Below are 19,801 nucleotides of genomic sequence, written 5' to 3'. Positions count from 1 at the left end.
CGCTGGGGGCGCACTCAGTACCGTCGCGCGGAGTTGTACGGGCCGGCCTTGTCGATCGGCACCACCGCGACCGGCACACCGAAGGTCGATGCGTGCACCACGTAACCGTCGCCCACATACATCCCGACGTGCGTGGCATCCGGGTAGTAGATGATCAGATCTCCCGGCTCGAGGTCGTTGCGATCGACCGGGGTGCCGCCTGCGAGCTGAGCCTCACTGGTCCGCGGAATCGAACGTCCGGCCTGCTTATAGGCCCACAGCATCAGGCCGGAGCAATCGAACTGGTTCGGCCCGGTGGCGCCCCAGACGTACGGATCACCGATACGCGAGATCGCGGCCTGGACGGCCACGAGTTCCGGAGAGGTCCCCTTCGGCACGGCCCGGGGGTCGAAGTTGTACTTCGGCCCGCGCAGCGCGGCGAGCTGCTTGCCGGTCATCGACTGGTAGATGGCGCGGATCTGAACGGCTTCGATCTGCAGATTCGCCTGCTTGGCCTGCAGTTCACCGCGCTGCTTCTCCGAGGCGGCAATGGCCTGGGTCGCGGCTGCGGCGGTCTTCTCGGCCTCCGATTTGGCGGCCTTGGCCTCGCGTGCGGTCTTCACCACCGACCGCAGGTCGGCAGCCGACTGGCGGGACATCACTTCCAGACCCGACATGTTGTCGAGGAGATTCTGGGGCGAATCGCTCACCAGCATCGCGTAGAGGCGGTTGATGCGAGCTCCGCGGTAGCTGACGCGCGCGAGGGCGTCCACCTTCTTCTGGGCCGCGTCCATCTGGCCCTGCATCGCGGTGAGCTGATGGGCCGCCTTGTCGGCCTTGCGTCGTTCGACGGCGACGATGCGGCGCTGCTTGTCGTACTCGACCTGCGCGGCGTTCATCGCCTCGGAGGTCTTCTCGGCGTTCACCGAGAGCGAGCGGTACTTCGAGAGCAGTTGGTCGGGGGTGCGCGCCGGGTCGGCTGACACGGGGGCCCCGACCATGATCGTCGACGCGGACACGGCTGCCAGCCCGAAGGCGGCCGCCCGTCTGAGCGTCCGGGACGTTCGACTCTTCAACACCACTCGCACTCGATCCTTCATACCCGTGAGGGCGGGCCGGCGCACATCACGCCGTCCCGCCCTTCACCGAAGTTCAAACGGCAGTCGCTGCTCAGTAGCGGCGAATACCCGTCAGGTTCCACGCGTTCACCTTGTCGCGCTTCACCGGAACGCCCTCGGTGGACGAGTGGACGAAGATTCCATTGCCGGCGTAGATGCCTGCGTGGCCGCCGCCGTTGAAGATCAGGATGTCGCCGGGCTGGGCCTGTGCCAGCGATGCGACGGGGGTGCCGCCGCCGAGCTGACCGTAGCTGTCGCGCGGGATGATCTTCCCGGCCTGCTTGTAGGCCCACGAGGTCAGACCCGAGCAGTCGAAGGCGTTGGGGCCGGCCGCACCGTAGACGTACGGCGCGCCGATCTTGGACTCCGCGTAGCGCAGCGCCTTCTTGGCGCGCACCTGCTGCGGGGTGCCGATGTCCAGGCTCGGGGCCTGCGGGGCCTTCGGCACCAGGTTCTGCGGCAGTCCCGGAACGTCGAAGGTGCCGACGTTCGGAACGGTCACCGGAGTGGCATGTGCGGGAGCTGCGGCGAACGCCAGCGATCCGCCGATGGCGATCGAGCCGGCGAGCACTGCGGACTTGGCGGCCTTACGGCCGGCACTGGTCTGCTCCAAACTATGTTTGCCCACGAAAACACGTACTCCTTGTTGTTCTCCCTTATCGCCGACCGGGTTAGCTGTCGGGTTCGGGCCGGAAGAGATGGACCCTACGCAGGCAGAAAGAAGCCCGAAGCTTCAATCCTTGTGCGATTCACCCCAATCCGCACGCACGATTCGCATCGGTCGCACGGAGGAAGTGGTTCCCCGGTTCGCCCCCGTTGGTGAGGGCGATTAGGCGATGACCCACCGGGCACCCGGACTGCTCCGGGACATCCCTGACTGGAAGGTCTCGGAAAGATTACGAAACCCTGACAGCGATGTCCACCGGCCCGCCGTAGGCGCGCCGTCCGCTACCGGCTCACACGGCGCGGAGGCCACCCGGCCACGACTCCCGGAAAGTGTCATCACCTGCGACGACACCCCGTTTGGCCGCACCCGCGACCTCAGGGGAGATCAATTCTGTGTCAGCGAACACATCGATCGCGTCGGCGAGTTCGGCACCGGCGGGGTCAGTGTTCTCCATGACCCCATAACCGCTGGTGGGCGGACCGAAGAAGACCTGCATCATGCAGTCGCCGCAGGCTCGCGCTCGCATCGGACACCGCGCACAGTCAATTTTCATGTGATCTGCCTCTCATCATCTCGGTGGAGACGGCGAAACCGGGCAATCACGTTGTCCGCGACCCGAAGACGTCTCGTCGCCGTCGACCTCGGGTGGAGACTACGACGCCCCTACGACATCTCCGTCCGCCGAAGCGCGTCGGGCCGGGGCTGTCAGAGCCCCGCCGTACGGTTCGGCCATGACCGTCGAACAGCTGTCGTTCGCCGACCTTCCCGAGGCCGACGAGTTCACCTCCGCTCCGTTGCGGGAGACCACCTTCGTGGTGGTCGACCTCGAGACCACGGGCGGGAGTCCGGAGAACGACCGCATCACGGAGATCGGTGCGGTCAAGATCCGTGGAGGCGAAGTGCTCGGCGAGTTCGCGACGCTGGTCGACCCCGGGCGCGCGATCCCGCCGCAGATCGTCGCCCTCACCGGAATCACCACCGCCATGCTCTACGACGCGCCAGCCGTCGAGGCGGTGCTGCCGTCCTTCGTCGAGTTCGCCCGCGGGTGCGTCCTGGTGGCGCACAACGCCCGCTTCGACATGGGGTTCCTGCGGAGGAGCGCTGCCCGAGCGGGCCTGCCGTGGCCGTTCTCCGCGTCCCTGTGCACTGTGGTGATGGCCCGACGGATTCTGAGCAGGCAGGAGGCGCCGAGCGTCAAACTCTCCGCGCTGGCCGATCTGTTCGACGTCTCGGTCCGGCCGACCCACCGTGCGCTGGACGACGCCCGTGCCACGGTCGACGTCTTCCATCGACTTCTGGAGCGCGTCGGCGACCAGGGGGTGCGAACGGTGGGCGATCTGACCACGTATCTGCCCCGGGCGACGCCGGCGATGCGCGCCAAACGCACGATGGCGTCCGGGCTCCCCCATCGGCCGGGCGTCTACCTCTTCCGCGGTCCGTCGGAGGAGGTCCTATATATAGGTACCGCCGTCGACCTCCACCGTCGCGTCTCCGGGTACTTCAACGGAAGCGACACCCGCACCCGGATCGCCGAGATGGTCTCACTCGCGACCCGCGTCGATCACGTCGAGTGCGCTCATGCGCTGGAGGCCGGGGTCGCCGAACTGCGACTTCTCGGGGTCCACAAGCCGTCCTACAATCGCCGCTCCCGCAATCCGCAGCGGGGCTGGTGGATCACCCTGACCGCCGAGCGCTTCCCGCGCCTCAAGGTGTCGCGCACGCCGGGGACCGAATCGCTCGGGCCGGTGACGAGCCGGGCGGTCGCGCTGGAGGTGGCGGACGTCCTCTCCGGGGCGGCGGGGCTGCGGACGTGCGGCGCCGACCTGAAGAAGGCGAGCCACCACTGGTGTGAGGGGCCGACGGAGGCGGGACGACTGCCGGATCCGCTCGTCGCGACGCTGCCGGGAACGTGCCGCGCCGCCAGTGACCGCCCGCAGACGCTGCCGGACTACCTCTGCCGAGTCGAGGCCGTACGCGACCTGATCTCGGGACGGTCCGACTCGCTTCTCGCGGTTCTGCGCGAACGCGTCGAGTACCTGGCCCAGCAGCGCCGGTTCGAGTCGGCGGCCCGGGCGCGCGACCGACTGTCGGCGACCATCGAGACCCTCGCCCGGACGCAGCGGCTCGCGGCGGTGGCGCAGCGGCCGGAGGTCGTGGGCGCACGGCCCGACGGTGCCGGCGGCTGGGAGCTGAGCGTCGTCAGATACGGGCGCCTGGCCGGCTCCGCGCACGCGGCTCGCGGCGTGGCCCCGATGGCGGTCGTCGAACGACTCAGAGCCGCGTCCACGAGCGTGTTGCCCCCTGCCGACGACAGCGGACCGCTCGCCGGTGCGCCTGCCGAGGAGACGGCGCTGATCGAGCGATGGCTGTACGAGTCCGGTACGCGGTTGGTCGACGTGAGCGACCAGCTCTCACTGCCGATCGGCGCAGCCGAGCGCTGGCGCGACTTCGCACGCATCGCGCGATCGGCGCGCGAGGCGACGAGTCGCTAACGGCCTGGCGGCAAGCCACTAGAGTCGAGCCCATGATCACCGCCATCGTTCTCATCGGAGCCGACATCCATCAGATCCCCGAGACGGCCCAGGCCGTCGCCGAGATCCCGGGCGTCACCGAGGTGTACTCGTGCGCCGGCGACGTGGACCTGATCGCCAAGGTCCGGGTGCGCAATCACGAGGAGATCGCCTCGGTGGTGACCGGCGCCATCAACCGTCTTCCCGGTGTCCGCACGAGTGCCACGCACATCGCGTTCCGCAGTTACGCCAGCGCCGAGGTGGAGGGCGGGTTCTCGATCGGCGAGGCGTGACGCGCCCCGATGTCCCGTCCGACCGAGGCGTCCTGCACCCGGAGTCGCTTCCCGAGTTCCATCGACTTCCCGCCATCGGCGCGACGGCCGACCTGGTCCGGTGGTTCTGGATCTGCCGCTGGCAGCTGCCGACCGGCCGTGTCAGCCGCCAGGAGGTCATCGGCTTCGGCGCCCTGAATCTGGTGGTTCAGCACGATCACGTCGTGGTGGCCGGTGCGACCACCCGGATCAGTCATCGGGACCTGGCAGGAACAGGATGGGCCGTGGGAGCACTCCTGCGGCCCGCGGCCGCAGGAGCACTCCCCATCCGTCCCGCCGAACATCTCGACACCGTCACCGTGGTGTCCGCACCGGACCTGCACGCCGCGGTGAGCACCGAGATGACCACTGGAATGGGCTCCCCGCCCGACCCCGCGGCCGCTGCCGAGACGGTGGGACGGTGGCTGCGGGCTCGCGCGTCGCTCACCGACGAGGCGCTGCTCGCGAACCGCGCGGTGACCGCGCTCGAGTCCGACCCCGCTCTGATCCGGGTCGATCAATCGGCCGAACGCTTCGGGATCAGCGAACGGACCCTGCAGCGCCTCACCGCCAAGTACGTCGGCCTGTCACCGGCGGCGTTGATCCGCCGCCGTCGACTGCAGGAGGCGGCGCACCGCGTCCGGACACGGCCGGACGAATCCCTCGCCGAGATCGCCGCCGAGCTCGGCTACACCGATCACGCCCATATGACACGCGACTTCGCCTCGGTGCTCGGGTTCACCCCGAGCCGCTACCGCGCGGGAGGGTGAGATCAGCCGTGCTCGGCGGCGAGGCGGTTGCTGACCTGCGCCCAGCGCGACAGCAGGTCCGCCGCCCCGCCCGAGTCGATCACCGCCTCGACCCTCGCGAGAGCATCGCGCATCGCCGCGATGAACTCCTCCTGAGTGAACATCTCGTCCTGTTCGAAGGCGACCACAGCGGCCGCGGCGTTGAGGACCACCGCGTCACGCACCGCACCGCGGGCACCGGCGAACATCTCACGGGCGATCTGCGCGTTGACCGAAGCGTCTCCGCCCTGCAGGGCTGACAGCTCGACGAGATCGATTCCGAGATCTCGGGGATCGAGGGTCAGTTCGCGGGAACGGCCGCCGATGATCTGCCACACGGTGGAGGTGGTGGTGGTCGTCAACTCGTCGAGACCGTCGTCGCCTCGAACCAGAAGCACCCGGTTGCCGCGCTCTGCGAAGGCCTGCGCCAGCACCGGCGCGAGGTCGGAGAAGGCGCAGCCGATGAGTCCGGCTTCCGGCGACGCCGGATTCGTCAGCGGCCCGAGCACGTTGAAGACCGTCGGAATGCCGATCTGGCTGCGCGGCGGTCCTGTGAAGCGGAAGGCCGGATGAAAGACCGGCGCGAAGCAGAAGCCGATACCGAGTTCCTCGACGCACTGCTGGACCGCGGCTGGCGGCAGCGTGATCGCCACGCCGAGCGCCTCGAGCACGTCGGCTCCGCCGCTCTTCGACGAGGCCGCACGGTTCCCGTGCTTCACCACCGGAACACCCAGAGCGGCCACGACCACCGATGTCATCGTAGAGATGTTGACGGTGTGGGAGCGGTCGCCCCCGGTCCCGACGATGTCGACCGCCGACCCCGACACCTCGATGCGGTTCGCGAGCGCGAGCATCGCCTCCGACAGCCCTCGCAACTCCGACGACGAGGCGCCCTTCATTTTGACGCCGACACCGAACGCGGCGATCTGTGCGCCGGTCGCCGCGTCGGACATGATCTCGCGCATCGCCCACGCCGCCTCGTCCACCGTCAGATCGACCCGATCGGTCACTTTGCCGAGTACATACGGCCAGGTGTAAGCGTTCTCGGCGGCAGTCACGTCGTCAGCAGTCACGCGAACCACCCTAACGGCAGCCTCCCGGACGCGTCAGCGGAGTATCCGCCGCAGTTCAGCGACGGGGCGCACCGGCTTCCCCGGCACCCGCCGGCCGCAGCACCGCCCAACCGACGACGGCCCCCTCCGCGCGCGAGACCATGCTCGCGATGCGGGCCCGCTCCCGAGAGAGCGCCACCGCATCCACCGGCATCACCCGAGCAAGCGCGAGGGTCGTCAGCGCGTCGTCCGCTGCGTCGGGCCCCGCAGCCACCACACGCTCATTCACCGGACTCTCGTCGACCGCGTAACCGTCCGCACCGACACGCTCGAGGACCCCGCCGACCGCCGAGACGGGCAGTCGCACCACATGCCGCAGAACCACCGCCTCGGTCGAGGCGAACCCCGCCTGCGCCAATGCCACCGAACTCGCGACCGTCTCGTCGGTGCCGGAGACGACCACCCGCAGATCCGGATCGCCCACCACGGGCTCGGGTGCGCGCGCGGCGTCACTGCGCCAGGGCAGCTTCCACGAGACCATCACGCCACCTCACGCCATATCGTCATGGCGTCCACCGTAAACCCTCATCCTGGTCTCAGGACACGCCGGTAGACTCGTCGTCATCGGCTCTACCTGCGGAAAGCAGGCGACTTCGAGCAATTTTCCGACCCGGGTGGTCAACGGTTACTACGAACCGTCATACTTCTCTTGTGACTAGCGCTGTGGGTAACTCAGAAACCGCCATCACCTCACGCGTGCACTCGCTGAACCGTCCGAACATGGTCAGCGTCGGCACCATCGTGTGGCTGTCGAGCGAATTGATGTTCTTCGCTGGCCTCTTCGCGATGTATTTCGTCGCTCGGGCCAATGCATCGGACGGCTGGCCGCAGCCGCCGACACATCTGAACCTCTGGCTCGCCGTGCCGGTGACCACGGTTCTGATTCTCAGTTCGTTCACCTGCCAGGCAGGTGTCTTCGCCGCCGAGCGCGGCGACGTGTACGGCCTTCGTCGCTGGTACACGCTGACCCTGCTGATGGGCACCTTCTTCGTGTGCGGCCAGGCCTACGAGTACTACTCGCTCATCAACGAGGGCACCACGCTCTCGTCGAGCGCATACGGGTCGGTCTTCTACATGGCGACCGGTTTCCACGGCATGCACGTCATCGGCGGTCTCCTCGCTTTCGTCTTCCTCCTCATCCGCACACGCCTGTCGAAGTTCACTCCGGCGCAGGCGACAGCTGCGATCGTCGTCTCGTACTACTGGCACTTCGTCGACGTGGTGTGGATCGCGCTGTTCGTCGTCATTTACTTCATCCGGTAGCCCCCGGCGGCCGAAGAACCGGCCGGCCCGCCGGACCGGTTCACATACATTCAGTCCAAACCGCTTAGTAGAGAGTCACAGATGAGATCATCTCCACCGAGTTCGCCGGAAGACCGCGACCCGTCCGATGACAACAACGACGCCGCGCGCGCTAAGCGGCGTCGCAAGCTCCGTCGCCGAGCCAGCGGCACCATCTTCCTTCTGCTTGGCCTGATCGCCACCGGCATCATCGCCGCATTGATCTCGCCCAAGCCGCAGGTCGCGACCGCCGACGACAAGAGCGCGAGCTCCGTCGCCGCAGGCAAGCAGCTGTACGACACCTCCTGCATCACCTGCCACGGCGCCAACCTCGAGGGCGTCCGGGACCGCGGTCCGTCGCTCATCGGCGTCGGTGACGCCGCGGTGTACTTCCAGGTCTCCAGCGGCCGCATGCCGGCCTCGCGCAACGAGGCTCAGGCGCAGCGCAAGCCCGCCAAGTTCACTGAGGCTCAGATCGACCAGCTCGGCGCCTACATCCAGGCGATGGGCGGCGGTCCGTCGGTCATGTACGAGAAGGACGCCGACGGCAACATCAAGTACAAGGACGGCTTCCCCGTCCTCGCGATGGACTCGCTGCGCGGCACCGACATCGGCCGCGGTTCGGAGCTGTTCCGTCTCAACTGCGCCTCCTGCCACAACTTCACCGGTCGTGGCGGCGCTCTCTCGGGCGGTAAGTTCGCTCCCCCGCTGACGGACGTCAACCCGCAGCAGCTCTACACCGCGATGCTCACCGGACCGCAGAACATGCCCAAGTTCTCGAACCGTCAGCTGTCGGTGGACGAGAAGAAGAACATCATCGGCTACGTCCGTTACGTGGACACCGCCAACCCCAGCGGCGGTTACGGACTGGGCGGTTTCGGTCCGGTCTCTGAGGGCATCGTCATGTGGGTTGTCGGCGTGACGGCGGTCGTCGCCGGCGCAATGTGGATTGGATCACGAAATTGAGCGACACGAGTAAGGACGTCCCGTCCGACGACGAACTCGCCGCAATGTCTCGCGACGAGAAGGTCCGTCTCGGTACCAACCTCGACGGAGTGGAGATCATCCACCGCGCCGAGCGTTTCCCCGAGCCGGGCACGAAGGCCGAGAAGCGCGCCGAGTTCGCTGTCGCGATCTGGTTCGTGCTGGCAGGCCTCTTCGCCATCGCCGGCTTCGCGCTGTTCATCTGGAATGAATGGCAGTTCCGCATGCCGGACGAGTCGGGCTACTGGGCTTACACCCTGTACACGCCTCTGCTCGGCGTTACCTTCGGTCTCTCGATCCTGTCGTTCGGATTCGGCGTCGTTCAGCTGACCAAGCGGTTCATCCCGGCCGAGATCTCGGTGCAGGATCGTCACGACGGAGGTTCGGCGGACGTCGACAAGCAGACCATCGTCGCTGAACTCGACGACACGCTGGAGACCTCCACCCTCCCCCGCCGCAAGATGATCATCGGTTCGGCGGTCTTCGGCCTCGGCGCATTGTCGGTGGCCGGCGGCGTCGCCGCGATCGGCGGCTTCATCAAGAACCCGTGGGCCAAGGGCGACGACGCTCCCCTGTGGCACACCGGTTGGTCGCCGATCTACAACGAGACCAAGGACGAGACCGTCTTCCTGCGCCGCGACACCGGCAACCCGTACCAGGTGGCCCTGGTCCGACCGGAGGACCTCGACGCCGGCGCCATGGAGACCGTCTTCCCGTGGCGCGTCTCCGACGGCTACGGCGAGACCGAGGAGTCCCGCCACAAGCTGCTCGAGGGTCTTCGCGCGGTCCGCAACCCCGTCATGCTGATCCGCCTGCGTCCGGCCGACGCCGAGCGCGTCATCAAGCGCAAGGGCCAGGAGAGCTTCAACTACGGCGACTACTACGCCTACACGAAGGTCTGCAGTCACCTGGGTTGCCCGACCTCGCTGTACGAGCAGCAGACCAACCGGATCCTCTGCCCGTGCCACCAGTCGCAGTTCAACGCCCTCGAGTACGGCAAGGCGGTCTTCGGACCGGCCGCACGTGCGCTGGCGCAGCTGCCCATCAGTGTTAACAACCAGGGCTACATGGTCGCCAACGGCGACTTCATCGAGCCCGTCGGACCGGCATTCTGGGAGCGTAAGTCATGACGATCGCTGACCGCCTCGCCACGCAGGCAGAAGAGGTCGACTCGCGGTACCACCTCGCGGCCGGTATGCGTCGACAGATCAACAAGGTCTTCCCCACCCACTGGTCGTTCCTGCTGGGCGAGATCGCGCTGTACAGCTTCATCATCCTGTTGCTGTCCGGTACGTACCTGACTCTGTTCTTCGACCCGTCGATGGCTCACGTCATCTACGACGGCGCCTACCAGCCGCTCAACGGCGTCACCATGAGTCGCGCGTACGAGACCACGCTGAACCTCTCCTTCGAGGTCCGCGGCGGACTCTTCGTTCGCCAGATCCACCACTGGGCGGCCCTGCTGTTCGCCGCGTCGATCATCATCCACATGATGCGAATCTTCTTCACCGGCGCGTTCCGCCGCCCGCGTGAGGCGAACTGGGTCATCGGCTGCTTCCTGCTGCTGCTGGCGATGTTCGAGGGATTCTTCGGGTACTCGCTGCCGGACGACCTGCTCTCGGGCACCGGCGTTCGCGCCGCGATGTCGGGCATCGTCCTGGGCATTCCGCTGATCGGTACCTGGGTCCAGTGGGCCCTGTTCAGCGGCGACTTCCCGGGCGACATCATCATCCCGCGCCTGTACGTCCTGCACATCCTGATCTTCCCGGCCATCATCCTGGGTCTGATCGGTGCTCACCTGGCTCTGGTCTGGTACCAGAAGCACACGCAGTTCCCCGGCCCCGGCCGCACCGAGAAGAACGTCGTCGGCGTTCGCATCCTCCCGGTGTTCGCCGCCAAGGGCGGTGCCTTCTTCGCCATCATCACCGGCGTTCTCGCCCTGATGGCCGGCGTCTTCCAGATCAATGCGGTGTGGAACATCGGTCCGTACAACCCGGCGCAGGTCTCGGCGGGCTCGCAGCCCGACATCTACATGATGTGGACCGACGGCTTCGCCCGACTGATGCCGCCGTGGGAGCTCTACCTCGGCAACTACACGATCCCCGCGATCTTCTGGGTCGTTGTGGTCATCGGCGTGATCTTCGGCCTGCTCTTCACGTACCCCTGGATCGAGAAGAAGCTGACCGGCGACACCGCGCACCACAACCTGCTGCAGCGTCCGCGTGACACCCCGGTGCGCACGGCGGTCGGAGCGATGGCCCTGGCGTTCTACATCATCCTCACGGTGAGCTGTATGAACGACATCATCGCGCTGAAGTTCCACATCTCGCTCAACGCGACCACCTGGATGGGCCGCATCGGTCTGCTGGTGATCCCGCCGCTGGTGTACTTCATCGCGTACCGCTGGGCATTGTCGTTGCAGCGCAGCGACCGCGACGTCCTCGCACACGGCATCGAGACGGGCATCATCCGCCGCGAGCCCAAGGGCGAGTACATCGAGATCCACCAGCCGCTCGGACCGGTCGACGACCACGGTCACCCGATCCCGCTCCCCTACGAGGGTGCACCGCTGCCGAAGCGGATGAACAAGCTCGGCGCAGCGGGGTCGCCGGGTTCCGGCACCGTGCTGGTTCCGGACAGCGCCGAGGAGCAGGCGCTCAACGAGCGCATCGCTCACGAGCAGCACGAAGCGGAGAAGCAGGCGCTCATCGCCCTGCAGGAGAAGGGCGGCAAGGCCCTCGACTGATCCGCGCAGTCACCACGACGAAGGCCGTCTCGCACCAGCGAGACGGCCTTCGTCGTATCTGCGCTCCCCTCCCCCACCGGCGACGGTGCGCGCCCTCGATCGGTCGCCAAGCGACGGACCACGGCCGAGCTGGCGGCAGCCGAACGGGAACTGCGCAAGCGTCGCTCGCGGTCCCGGTGACCGCCGCCGAACTCGACGAGGTCGCCGACGCCGGCCGAGAATGAAGGCACGACTCGGTGTCGACGCCCTCGGCTCTACCGTCGCCCGCCCGGCCGCGCCCGGAGATCTGGTGGCCGGCTGCGTGGTTCACAACGACCGCGGATCGCAGGGCGGATTCAACTGGTCGCCGCAACACCTTGACTGTGGAGGTGTTTCCGCAGTGGCGACGAAGGACTGGTCTGCTAAGACGAGCGACGTTCCTGAAAGGGCTCGGCGGCAGTGGCGTCCAGATCGTGCGTTGCGCCCGCCGATACGCTCGCCCGGGCGGCCCGAGCCCTCTCGGGCGGTGCAGCGGCAGTTCTGCCTCTGATCGCGAAGGGCATCAACTAGGCCGAGGCGTCGTTGACGGTTGGCGTGTCCGTGCCGGTTGGCGCTCATTGGTTCCGTCACGCTGGCGGTATGCCACCGATCTCATTGGCCGCACCTACCGGCCGCTACCTGTCTTTCGCCGGACGTGAGGAGATCGCGCTCTTGCGCGCTAGACAGGTCGGGGTTCGTGAGATCGTACGCAGGATTGGCCGGGACTCCGGGGACGATCTCGCGTGAGTTACGCCGCAACGCGGCCACGCGCGCAGGGAAGCAGGAGTATCGGGCATTGGTGGCGCAGTGGAAAGCGCCGCAGGCGGCGAAGCGGCCGACGACGGCAAGCTCTCGCGCTCAACAACCGGCCCGCAAGAGCCTGGGCTGGAGAACCCCGGCAGAGGGCCTGCTCCGGAAGAACGTCCTCGATCGTCAGCCCCGGGCGCCCCGGAACGGGCCTACGAGGCCGTGGACGTCGAGTTCACCACACGTCCCCGCGGCGGAATTCGCAGATCAGCCGACCGTCCGTGTCGATCTCCGCGGTCTCAGGTGTCCGGAGGACCAGGACTGCGCCCTCATCGTCCGGGGTGGACTGTACCCCCGACTGTGTGAGGACGCCGAGCGGGCCGGACCACCGTTCCCAGCAGTGTCGAAGATACAGCCGGCGACCGTCGTCGGAGGCACCGAGTGCGCCGAAGTCGTACGCACGGGCGACGATTCCGTCCACCTGGTGCATCAGCGCATCGCCGATGCCGCGGCGGCGGTATGCGGCATCGACCGCCACCGCCTCCACATAGCCCGTCCGCAGAACCCTGCCGCCGGGCACATTCTCCCCTTGGACGATCAGCTGCCGTTGAACGACGGACGCGTGTCCCACCACCGCGTCCTCGGTACCGAACGCGATCACGTGGACGCCGCCGAGCGCATGGTCGAAGTCGTCGGCGCCGAAGTCCCCGTCGAAGGCATCGGCCAGGAATGCGAACAGCTGCCCGCGGAACGCCGCGGACAGCTCGTGAGAATGACGAAGCCGCACCCGGTTCTCGGGTGCGGCTTCGTGCGTCTGAGTGGAGACGATCAGTGCTTCTCGGGTCCGACGTGGTACTCGAAGACCAGTCCGGCGACCGTGCCGACGATGATCGGCACCAGACCGATGGCGAACCACCAGTTGGAACTCGCGAAACCGATGGCGAAGAGCGCTGCGCCGCCGGCGATCATGATCGGCCAGTAGCTGTGCGGCGAGAAGAAGCCGAGCTCACCGGCGCCGTCCTCGATCTCCGCCTCTTCGTAATCCTCCGGACGGATCTCCACGCGACGGGCCACGAACCGGAAGTAGGTGCCCGCGATGAGCGCCAGACCGCCGGAGAAGAACATGGCGGTCGCACCCGCCCATTCCACACCGGTCCGGTAGTAGAACGTCGCGACGGCGTAGATCACGCCCATCAGGATGAAGAAGAGGGCGAGGGCCTCAAAGACCCGTGCTTCGACCTTCATAGTTCCTTAAACCTCCGGGGTGCACTGGGCGATCGTGGTGTTGTTGGCATCGCCGAGGTTCTTCGGAGTGGTTCCGTTGGAGACACGGCGGGTGTCGAACGGAACCGTGGTGACCGACTCGGGAACCTGGCACACGGCCTTGAGCGCCTGAGCGTTGGTCGCCTCCGGGTGGGCCTGGCGGTACTTGATGTAGTTCGCGAAGGTCGTCGGGCTCACGGCGCGGACCTCGAAGTTCATCATCGCGTGGAACGTTCCGCACATCTCCGCACAGCGTCCGACGAAGGCGCCCTCGCGGTCGATCTCGGAGATCTGGAAGCTCGAGTCCTGGTGGTTCTGCTTCGGGAAGGGCATCACGTCGCGCTTGAAGAGGAACTCGGGAACCCAGAAGGAGTGCACGACATCCGCTGCTGCGAGATCGAACTGGATGCGCGTATTGGTCGGCAGCACCAGGATCGGAATCTCCGACGAGCTACCGAGGGTCTCGATCTTGTCGTAGCTCAGGTAGTCCCGGATCTCGGCCGAACGGCCGCCGGCGGCACCGAGGATCTCCTCCTGCTTGCCGTCCTCTTCGCGGTACTTGGCGATCTGGTCCTGGAAGGGAACGCCCTGCTTGGAGTCCGTCTTTGGGTTCACCAGCTGCTTGCCGTCGATGGTGACCGACTTGTAGCCGAACTTCCAGTTCCACTGGAAGGCGGTGACGTCCACGGCGACAGCCGGGTTCTCTTCCTTCTTCTCCACCGAGTTCTGAACGACGACGGTGAAGTAGAACATCACGGCGATCAGCACGAACGGGATCGCGGTGTACGCGAGTTCCAGCGGAACGTTGTATCCGGTCTGACGCGGAATCTCGTCCTCGGCGGTGCCGTTCTTCTTGCGGCGGTGGAAGGTGATGGTCCAGAAGATCAGACCCCACACCAGCACACCCATGGCCAGGGCGGCGATGACCGACCAGGTCCAGAAGGTGCGCATATCATGTGCCTCGGGAGTGACTCCCTCCGGCCAACCGAAACGCAGGGCCTCTTCAGCACTGCAGCCCGATGTCATCAGCACACCGACGCCGAGTACTGCGAGGCCACTCAGTCTCTTGATCGTGCGCGACGGAGATCCCTTCCGTCGCGTCGACGGCCGTACACCGTTCGTCAATTTCACGCCTTCCTGCTGGCAGGGAGCTGTTCTTCCAAGGCCTGCGGCGACGAGCAGACACTCCTCGACGCAATTCTTGCACCTAGTACTACGCAGCGTAGACCAACCCGACGAAGTCGTCGTGATTGGGGTTCGCTGTTTCGCCGATCATTTTTCGCGACCTGCGGATACGGCTTCGACCGGGGGTGATTCCGCCCTCGCCACGGTGCGCCGGAGTCGCGGCGGCCAGCGCATCTGCGGCATAGTGGAACGCGCTCACGGGCGCGGATCGCCGCCCGTCTGACCTGACAGTATCTGCGAAAGAGGCCCTGACACCGTGTGTGGCTTGCTCGGAATGCTCACCAGCGACGGTTCGGCGTCGTCCACCATCGACCTCGTCGCCTCGGCAGCGAGGTGCATGCGGCATCGCGGGCCCGACGACATGGGCACGTGGAACGACGGCGACCTCGTCTTCGGTTTCAACAGGCTCTCGATCATCGACATCGAACACTCGCACCAGCCGCTGCGATGGGGGCCGGCGGAGAACCCCGAACGCTATGCACTGGTGTTCAACGGAGAGATCTACAACTACCTGGAGATCCGTGACGAGCTGGCGCGCGACCACGACGCGCCGTTCCGCACCGAAGGGGACGGCGAGTCGATCGTCGCGGGCTTCCATTACTGGGGACCGGAGGTGGTCCGCAAACTGCGCGGCATGTTCGCCTTCGCGATCTGGGACACCCAGAACCGCGAGTTGTTCATCGCCCGTGACTCGTTCGGCATCAAGCCGCTGTTCCTGGCGACCAGCCCGCGGGGTACCGCCTTCGGATCGGAGAAGAAGAGCCTCCTGGAACTGCTCGACCGGCTCGACCTCGACCGCGAACTCGACGATCGCGCGATCGAGCACTACACCGTTCTCCAGTACGTCCCCGAGCCGGAGACTCTGCACCGCAACATCACCCGGCTGGAGTCCGGCTGTTACGCGACACTCAAGCCGGGTGCCGCCCCGCAGACGACTCGCTATTTCGCACCTCGATTCCCGGTGCGCCCCTTCGCTCCGGGTGGCGAGCAGAAGCGCTACGACGAGATCGCCGACGTGCTGCGCGACTCGGTGGCCAAGCACATGCGCGCGGATGTCACCGTCGGGTCGTTCCTGTCCGGCGGCATCGACTCGACGGCGATCGCGGCGCTGGCGATCCAGCACAATCCCGACCTCATCACCTTCACCACCGGATTCGAACGGGAGGGCTACTCCGAGGTCGACGTCGCCGCGGAGTCGGCGGAGGCGATCGGCGCCCGCCACATCGTGAAGGTGGTCTCGCCGCGGGAGTTCATCGAGGCGCTCCCCCAGATCATCTGGTACCTCGACGACCCGGTCGCCGACCCCGCGCTGGTACCGCTGTACTTCGTCGCGGCCGAGGCCCGAAAGCACGTGAAGGTGGTGCTCTCCGGTGAGGGCGCCGACGAGTTGTTCGGCGGCTACACCATCTACAAGGAGCCGCTGTCGCTCAAGTCGTTCGACAAGCTGCCCGGCGGACTGCGGCGGCTGGCGGGCAAGGTGTCGGACAGAATCCCCGAGGGCACCCGGGGCAAGAGCCTCCTGCACCGCGGCTCGCTGACCCTCGAGGAGCGGTACTACGGCAATGCACGCAGCTTCGACGACGCCCGGCTGCGTGCGGTGCTGCGGAACTTCCGGCCCGAGTGGACACATCAGGACGTCACCGCACCCATTTACCGGATGAGCGAGGGAATGGACCCGGTGACGCGCATGCAGCACCTCGACCTGTTCACCTGGCTGCGCGGCGACATCCTCGTCAAGGCCGACAAGATCAACATGGCGCACTCGCTGGAACTGCGCGTTCCGTTCCTCGACAAGGAGGTGTTCGCCGTCGCCGAACGCCTCCCGTTCGAGGAGAAGATCAGCCACGGCACCACCAAGTACGCGCTGCGCAAGGCGCTCGAACAGATCGTTCCGCCGCACGTGCTGCATCGTCGTAAGCTCGGTTTCCCGGTCCCGCTGCGCCACTGGCTCGCCGGCACCGAGATGTACGACTGGGCGCGCGAGCTCATCTCCACGTCCGACACCGACCACGTCTTCGACAAGCGTTTCGTGATGCAGATGCTCGAAGAGCACCGGCGCGGCGAGGTCGACAACAGCCGGCGGATCTGGACCGTCCTCTGCTTCATGCTCTGGTACGGCATCTTCGTCGACGGAACCATCGTCCCGGCGATCGAAGATCACGATTACCCGGTCCGCCTGTAATCGCCCGGTGGTCGAGCGAGCGGCCCGTCCCTGTTCCCGCTGGTTGAGCGAGCGAAGCGAGTCGAAACCCCGGTGACAATCGGCCGGTAGCAGAACCATCTGCTGCCGTCGGATGTCGCGTTGGTTTCGACTCGCTTCGCTCGCTCAACCAGCCTGAGTGGCGCGCCAACCGGCTACAGAACGGTCTTGATCTCCGCAGCGGCGTCGGCGCCGTAGGCCTCGGTGAGTCGCTCGACGGCCACGTCGACGTTCCAGGTCCAGCCCTGGGTCGATTCCGATTCGAGCACCAGAGTGGCGACCATCGCACCGAGCTGTGCGGCCCGTTCGTAGCCGAGGCCGCGGGCGATGCCGGTCAGGAACCCTGCGCGGAAGCCGTCGCCGACACCGGTCGGGTCCACCTGCTCGCGGACCGGCACCACGCCGACGTGGGTCGTGGTGCCGTCTCGCTCCACGATGTCGACACCGCCGGCACCGAGCGTGGTGATGCGGGTCCCGACGAGATCTGCCACCTGCGCGGCGTCGAGTCCGGTCTTCTGCTGCAGGAGGCCCCACTCGTACTCGTTGGTGAACAGGTACGCCGCGCCGTCGATCAGGTCGCGGGCGGCGGTGCCGTCGAGCCGCGCCAACTGCTGCGAGGGGTCCGCGGCGAACGGGATCCCCTGCTCACGGCACGTCCGCGTGTGGCTGACCATCGCGTCGGGGTCATCGGCTCCGACGAGCACGAGGTCGGGGCGGCCGGTGGTGGCGAACAGCGCGGTGAGGTCGATGTCGCGGGCCTCGCTCATGGCTCCGGCGTAGAACGTGGCGAGCTGAGCCATGGTCTCGTCGGTGGTGCACATGAATCGCGCGGTGTGCTTGGACTGGGACCTCGTGACGCCGCGGCAGTCGACGCCGTGTCCGGACAGCCAGTTCTCGTAGTCGTCGAAGTCGGGACCGGCCGCCGCGACGAGCAGGGGCTTCTCCCCTAGCGAACCGATCGCGTACGCGATGTTGCCGCCGACGCCGCCCCGATGGACGACGAGGTCTTCGACGAGAAAGCTGAGCGAGATGTGCTCGAGCTGATCGGCTACGAGCTGATCGGAGAACTTTCCGGGGAACTTCATCAGATGGTCGGTCGCAAGCGACCCGCAGACGGCAATGAACATCTGTCCAACGGTACTTCGTCCGGAAACGACGACGGCCGTGACCCCACCCCCGACGCGAGCGTCAGTTGAGGTCACGGCCGTCGACAGCTCCGTGTCAGCTGCCGAATGGACTCAGTTGAACGAATCGCCGCAGGCGCAGCTGCCGGTCGCATTCGGGTTGTCGATGGTGAAGCCCTGCTTCTCGATGCTGTCGACGAAGTCGATGGTGGCACCCTGCACGTAGGGTGCGCTCATCCGGTCGACGGCCAGCTTCACGCCGCCGAAGTCCGAGACCACGTCGCCGTCCAGGCTGCGGTCGTCGAAGAACAGCTGGTAGCGCAGACCGGCGCAGCCACCGGGCTGCACCGCGATGCGCAGGGCCAGGTCGTCGCGTCCTTCCTGGTCCAGCAGTGCCTTCGCCTTGGAGGCGGCGGCGTCGGTCAGCAGGACACCGGTTGCGGTTTCGTTCTGAACGGTCATGGGCGCTCCTCATGTCGCCGACCGCGAAGAATCTCGACGGCCGGATACGTTGTCGGTGGCTCAGTTACCGGTACAGCGGCCCGGCAGACACGGCCAACAGCATCAACGGTACTCGCCGACCCGCTATTCCCGCATCCCGCGCCCGGGTTTCGGCCGAGTCAGATTCCGGTCCGCTCGACCGTCCCGGCGAATCCGGCCGCGACCGTCTGCGCGAGTCCGGCCAGGATCGGCGCCGGGTCGGCGAGTGCGCGCGCGGACGAGCCGGCCCAGTCAGCCATCGAATACGCGACGGTGACGCCGTCGACCCGGGGCCTGCCGCGCACCTGCCCGGCCAGAACCACCGCAGGCACTCCGGCACGCCGTGCGTCGGCCGCGACGGAGGCCACCACCTTGCCGCAGGGAGTCTGCTCGTCGAAGCGGCCCTCCCCGGTCAGCACGAGATCGGCGACGGCGATGCGCCGCGCACGACCGGTGACACCCGCCACCACGTCGGCGCCCGCCTCTCGGGTCGCACCGAGTGCCAGGAGAAAGGCACCGAGCCCGCCCGCAGCACCCGCACCGGCGGCGTCACGGAGCCGCTGACCGTCGTCGGTGCCGACGCGGTGGTCCTCCAACTCGTCCGCCCACCGCTGCAGTCGCGACTCCAACCGCGCGACCGTCTCGGGGTCGGCGCCCTTCTGCGGAGCGAAGACAGCGGCCGCCCCGGACGGACCGAGCAGCGGGTTGGTCACGTCGGTGGCCGCCACGAGTTCGGTCCCCCGCAGGAGGTGGTGCGCGGCGGTCAGTCCGCCGAGTGCCGTACAGGCGCTGCGGCCTCCGTCGGTGGTTCCACTTCCGCCGAGTCCGACCACGATCCGGGTCGCACCGGCCTCCACCGCAGCCCGCAGCAGGTCACCGACCCCGGCCGTCCCCGCACACCAGGCCGTCTCCGGACCGGGCGAGCCGATCAGATGCAGTCCGCATGCCTGAGCCGACTCCACGAACGCCGTGCGGCCGTCGAGCAGCACCTCGGCGGCCACCGCACCTCCGAGCGGTCCGGACGCCGAGACGCCGAGACGCCGCCCGACGCCGGCAGCCGCGAGCACGTCGACGAATCCGGGACCGCCGTCGGACTGCGGCAGCTGCTCGAGCACATCACCCGGCCGCGCGCGGGCCCAGCCCTCGGCGATCGCGGACGCGGCCTGCGCCGCCGTCAGCGTCCCGCCGAACTCGTCGGGGGCGATCACCACCCGCATCGCCGTCGTGTCCATCACCGGTCAGAGTAGCCGGGAGGCGCTTGCCCGATGCCCGCCGTCGCCGCCGCATC

At 67.2% G+C, this 19,801-nt stretch carries 18 protein-coding genes, 1 pseudogene and 1 riboswitch; of the genes and pseudogenes, 9 read left to right on the top strand and 10 right to left on the bottom strand.

Annotated features, from left to right (window positions below; translation table 11 throughout):
* Positions 1 to 14 precede the first annotated feature (14 nt).
* Together ACE11G_RS06885 and ACE11G_RS06880 are read right to left on the bottom strand one after the other, a co-directional pair.
* Positions 15 to 1,061, bottom strand: a complete 1,047-nt coding sequence (locus ACE11G_RS06885; protein ID WP_006895297.1) for a C40 family peptidase — start codon at positions 1,059 to 1,061, stop codon at positions 15 to 17.
* An 88-nt stretch (positions 1,062 to 1,149) separates the two neighbouring features.
* Positions 1,150 to 1,725 carry a C40 family peptidase gene (locus tag ACE11G_RS06880; protein ID WP_006895296.1) on the bottom strand — a complete coding sequence of 192 codons (576 nt, stop codon included), beginning with the start codon at positions 1,723 to 1,725 and terminating at the stop codon, positions 1,150 to 1,152.
* Between the two features lie 18 nt (positions 1,726 to 1,743).
* Positions 1,744 to 1,943, bottom strand: a riboswitch (cyclic di-AMP (ydaO/yuaA leader).
* Between the two features lie 552 nt (positions 1,944 to 2,495).
* Here ACE11G_RS06880 and ACE11G_RS06875 point away from each other — a divergent pair.
* Genes ACE11G_RS06875 through ACE11G_RS06865 form a run of 3 tightly spaced genes read left to right on the top strand, consistent with a single transcriptional unit; the run spans position 2,496 to position 5,355 of the window.
* Positions 2,496 to 4,256, top strand: coding sequence for a DEDD exonuclease domain-containing protein (locus ACE11G_RS06875; protein WP_375003970.1), 1,761 nt, complete (start codon positions 2,496 to 2,498; stop codon positions 4,254 to 4,256).
* Positions 4,257 to 4,288: 32 nt separating this feature from the next.
* The gene (locus tag ACE11G_RS06870; protein WP_006895293.1) at positions 4,289 to 4,567 is read left to right on the top strand and encodes an Lrp/AsnC family transcriptional regulator; all 279 of its coding nucleotides are present in this window, start codon (positions 4,289 to 4,291) and stop codon (positions 4,565 to 4,567) included.
* Complete coding sequence (locus tag ACE11G_RS06865; RefSeq protein WP_375003969.1) at positions 4,564 to 5,355, top strand: helix-turn-helix domain-containing protein; 792 nt, start codon at positions 4,564 to 4,566, stop codon at positions 5,353 to 5,355. Before ACE11G_RS06870 ends, ACE11G_RS06865 begins: the two co-directional genes overlap by 4 nt.
* Before the next feature lie 2 nt (positions 5,356 to 5,357).
* On the opposite strand, the gene trpD is transcribed toward ACE11G_RS06865, so the two are convergent.
* Positions 5,358 to 6,446 (bottom strand): anthranilate phosphoribosyltransferase, encoded by a 1,089-nt coding sequence (gene trpD, locus ACE11G_RS06860; protein ID WP_062366672.1) that lies wholly within the window; start codon positions 6,444 to 6,446, stop codon positions 5,358 to 5,360.
* Between the two features lie 55 nt (positions 6,447 to 6,501).
* Positions 6,502 to 6,966: a hypothetical protein gene (locus tag ACE11G_RS06855; RefSeq protein ID WP_375003968.1), complete on the bottom strand. Its 465-nt coding sequence runs from the start codon at positions 6,964 to 6,966 to the stop codon at positions 6,502 to 6,504.
* 170 nt (positions 6,967 to 7,136) lie between these two features.
* Here ACE11G_RS06855 and ACE11G_RS06850 point away from each other — a divergent pair, with 170 nt between their 5' ends.
* From ACE11G_RS06850 to ACE11G_RS06830, 5 genes and pseudogenes are all read left to right on the top strand, one after another.
* Positions 7,137 to 7,748 carry a heme-copper oxidase subunit III gene (locus tag ACE11G_RS06850; RefSeq protein WP_039866941.1) on the top strand — a complete coding sequence of 204 codons (612 nt, stop codon included), beginning with the start codon at positions 7,137 to 7,139 and terminating at the stop codon, positions 7,746 to 7,748.
* A gap of 81 nt (positions 7,749 to 7,829) precedes the next feature.
* On the top strand, positions 7,830 to 8,732 hold the full coding sequence (locus tag ACE11G_RS06845) for a cytochrome c (RefSeq protein ID WP_006895288.1): 903 nt from the start codon (positions 7,830 to 7,832) through the stop codon (positions 8,730 to 8,732).
* On the top strand, positions 8,729 to 9,880 hold the full coding sequence (locus ACE11G_RS06840) for a ubiquinol-cytochrome c reductase iron-sulfur subunit (RefSeq protein ID WP_375003967.1): 1,152 nt from the start codon (positions 8,729 to 8,731) through the stop codon (positions 9,878 to 9,880). Before ACE11G_RS06845 ends, ACE11G_RS06840 begins: the two co-directional genes overlap by 4 nt.
* Positions 9,877 to 11,496, top strand: a complete 1,620-nt coding sequence (locus tag ACE11G_RS06835; protein WP_006895286.1) for a cytochrome bc complex cytochrome b subunit — start codon at positions 9,877 to 9,879, stop codon at positions 11,494 to 11,496. The genes ACE11G_RS06840 and ACE11G_RS06835 overlap by 4 nt, the downstream gene beginning before the upstream one ends.
* 618 nt (positions 11,497 to 12,114) lie before the next feature.
* Positions 12,115 to 12,361 (top strand): annotated as a pseudogene (locus tag ACE11G_RS06830) (helix-turn-helix domain-containing protein); the annotation flags it as partial.
* A gap of 135 nt (positions 12,362 to 12,496) precedes the next feature.
* On the opposite strand, the gene ACE11G_RS06825 reads toward ACE11G_RS06830, so the two are convergent.
* Genes ACE11G_RS06825 through ACE11G_RS06815 form a run of 3 tightly spaced genes read right to left on the bottom strand, consistent with a single transcriptional unit; the run spans position 12,497 to position 14,655 of the window.
* The gene (locus ACE11G_RS06825) at positions 12,497 to 13,048 is read right to left on the bottom strand and encodes a GNAT family N-acetyltransferase (RefSeq protein ID WP_346076066.1); all 552 of its coding nucleotides are present in this window, start codon (positions 13,046 to 13,048) and stop codon (positions 12,497 to 12,499) included.
* A 41-nt stretch (positions 13,049 to 13,089) separates the two neighbouring features.
* Positions 13,090 to 13,506 carry a cytochrome c oxidase subunit 4 gene (locus tag ACE11G_RS06820; protein WP_006895284.1) on the bottom strand — a complete coding sequence of 139 codons (417 nt, stop codon included), beginning with the start codon at positions 13,504 to 13,506 and terminating at the stop codon, positions 13,090 to 13,092.
* 6 nt (positions 13,507 to 13,512) lie between these two features.
* A complete protein-coding gene (locus ACE11G_RS06815; protein WP_006895283.1) occupies positions 13,513 to 14,655 on the bottom strand; it encodes a cytochrome c oxidase subunit II in 1,143 nt (380 codons plus the stop codon).
* A gap of 310 nt (positions 14,656 to 14,965) precedes the next feature.
* On the opposite strand from ACE11G_RS06815, the gene asnB reads away from it, so the two are divergent.
* Positions 14,966 to 16,891, top strand: a complete 1,926-nt coding sequence (gene asnB / locus ACE11G_RS06810; protein WP_375003966.1) for an asparagine synthase (glutamine-hydrolyzing) — start codon at positions 14,966 to 14,968, stop codon at positions 16,889 to 16,891.
* Positions 16,892 to 17,064: 173 nt separating this feature from the next.
* Here the strand turns inward: asnB and ACE11G_RS06805 are convergent, their stop codons facing one another.
* From ACE11G_RS06805 to ACE11G_RS06795, 3 genes are all read right to left on the bottom strand, one after another.
* Positions 17,065 to 18,036: a carbohydrate kinase family protein gene (locus ACE11G_RS06805; RefSeq protein ID WP_045539470.1), complete on the bottom strand. Its 972-nt coding sequence runs from the start codon at positions 18,034 to 18,036 to the stop codon at positions 17,065 to 17,067.
* A gap of 111 nt (positions 18,037 to 18,147) precedes the next feature.
* Positions 18,148 to 18,495: an iron-sulfur cluster assembly accessory protein gene (locus ACE11G_RS06800; RefSeq protein WP_006895280.1), complete on the bottom strand. Its 348-nt coding sequence runs from the start codon at positions 18,493 to 18,495 to the stop codon at positions 18,148 to 18,150.
* 158 nt (positions 18,496 to 18,653) lie between these two features.
* The gene (locus ACE11G_RS06795; protein ID WP_231875681.1) at positions 18,654 to 19,745 is read right to left on the bottom strand and encodes a glycerate kinase; all 1,092 of its coding nucleotides are present in this window, start codon (positions 19,743 to 19,745) and stop codon (positions 18,654 to 18,656) included.
* Positions 19,746 to 19,801: the final 56 nt, after the last annotated feature.

It is taken from the genome of Gordonia sp. PS3, assembly GCF_041950545.1.
GTDB classification, from domain to species: Bacteria; Actinomycetota; Actinomycetes; order Mycobacteriales; family Mycobacteriaceae; genus Gordonia; species Gordonia sihwensis.
This window is presented reverse-complemented; position numbering and strand designations above follow the sequence as displayed.

Bases quoted from the DNA above. Each gene is read 5' to 3' on its own strand.
- ACE11G_RS06875 (WP_375003970.1), top strand. From the start codon at position 2,496: ATGACCGTCGAACAGCTGTCGTTCGCCGACCTTCCCGAGGCCGACGAG.
- ACE11G_RS06835 (WP_006895286.1), top strand. From the start codon at position 9,877: ATGACGATCGCTGACCGCCTCGCCACGCAGGCAGAAGAGGTCGACTCG.
- ACE11G_RS06795 (WP_231875681.1), bottom strand. From the start codon at position 19,745: ATGGACACGACGGCGATGCGGGTGGTGATCGCCCCCGACGAGTTCGGC.
- ACE11G_RS06855 (WP_375003968.1), bottom strand. From the start codon at position 6,966: ATGGTCTCGTGGAAGCTGCCCTGGCGCAGTGACGCCGCGCGCGCACCC.
- ACE11G_RS06870 (WP_006895293.1), top strand. From the start codon at position 4,289: ATGATCACCGCCATCGTTCTCATCGGAGCCGACATCCATCAGATCCCC.
- ACE11G_RS06845 (WP_006895288.1), top strand. From the start codon at position 7,830: ATGAGATCATCTCCACCGAGTTCGCCGGAAGACCGCGACCCGTCCGAT.
- ACE11G_RS06805 (WP_045539470.1), bottom strand. From the start codon at position 18,036: ATGTTCATTGCCGTCTGCGGGTCGCTTGCGACCGACCATCTGATGAAG.
- ACE11G_RS06800 (WP_006895280.1), bottom strand. From the start codon at position 18,495: ATGACCGTTCAGAACGAAACCGCAACCGGTGTCCTGCTGACCGACGCC.
- ACE11G_RS06820 (WP_006895284.1), bottom strand. From the start codon at position 13,506: ATGAAGGTCGAAGCACGGGTCTTTGAGGCCCTCGCCCTCTTCTTCATC.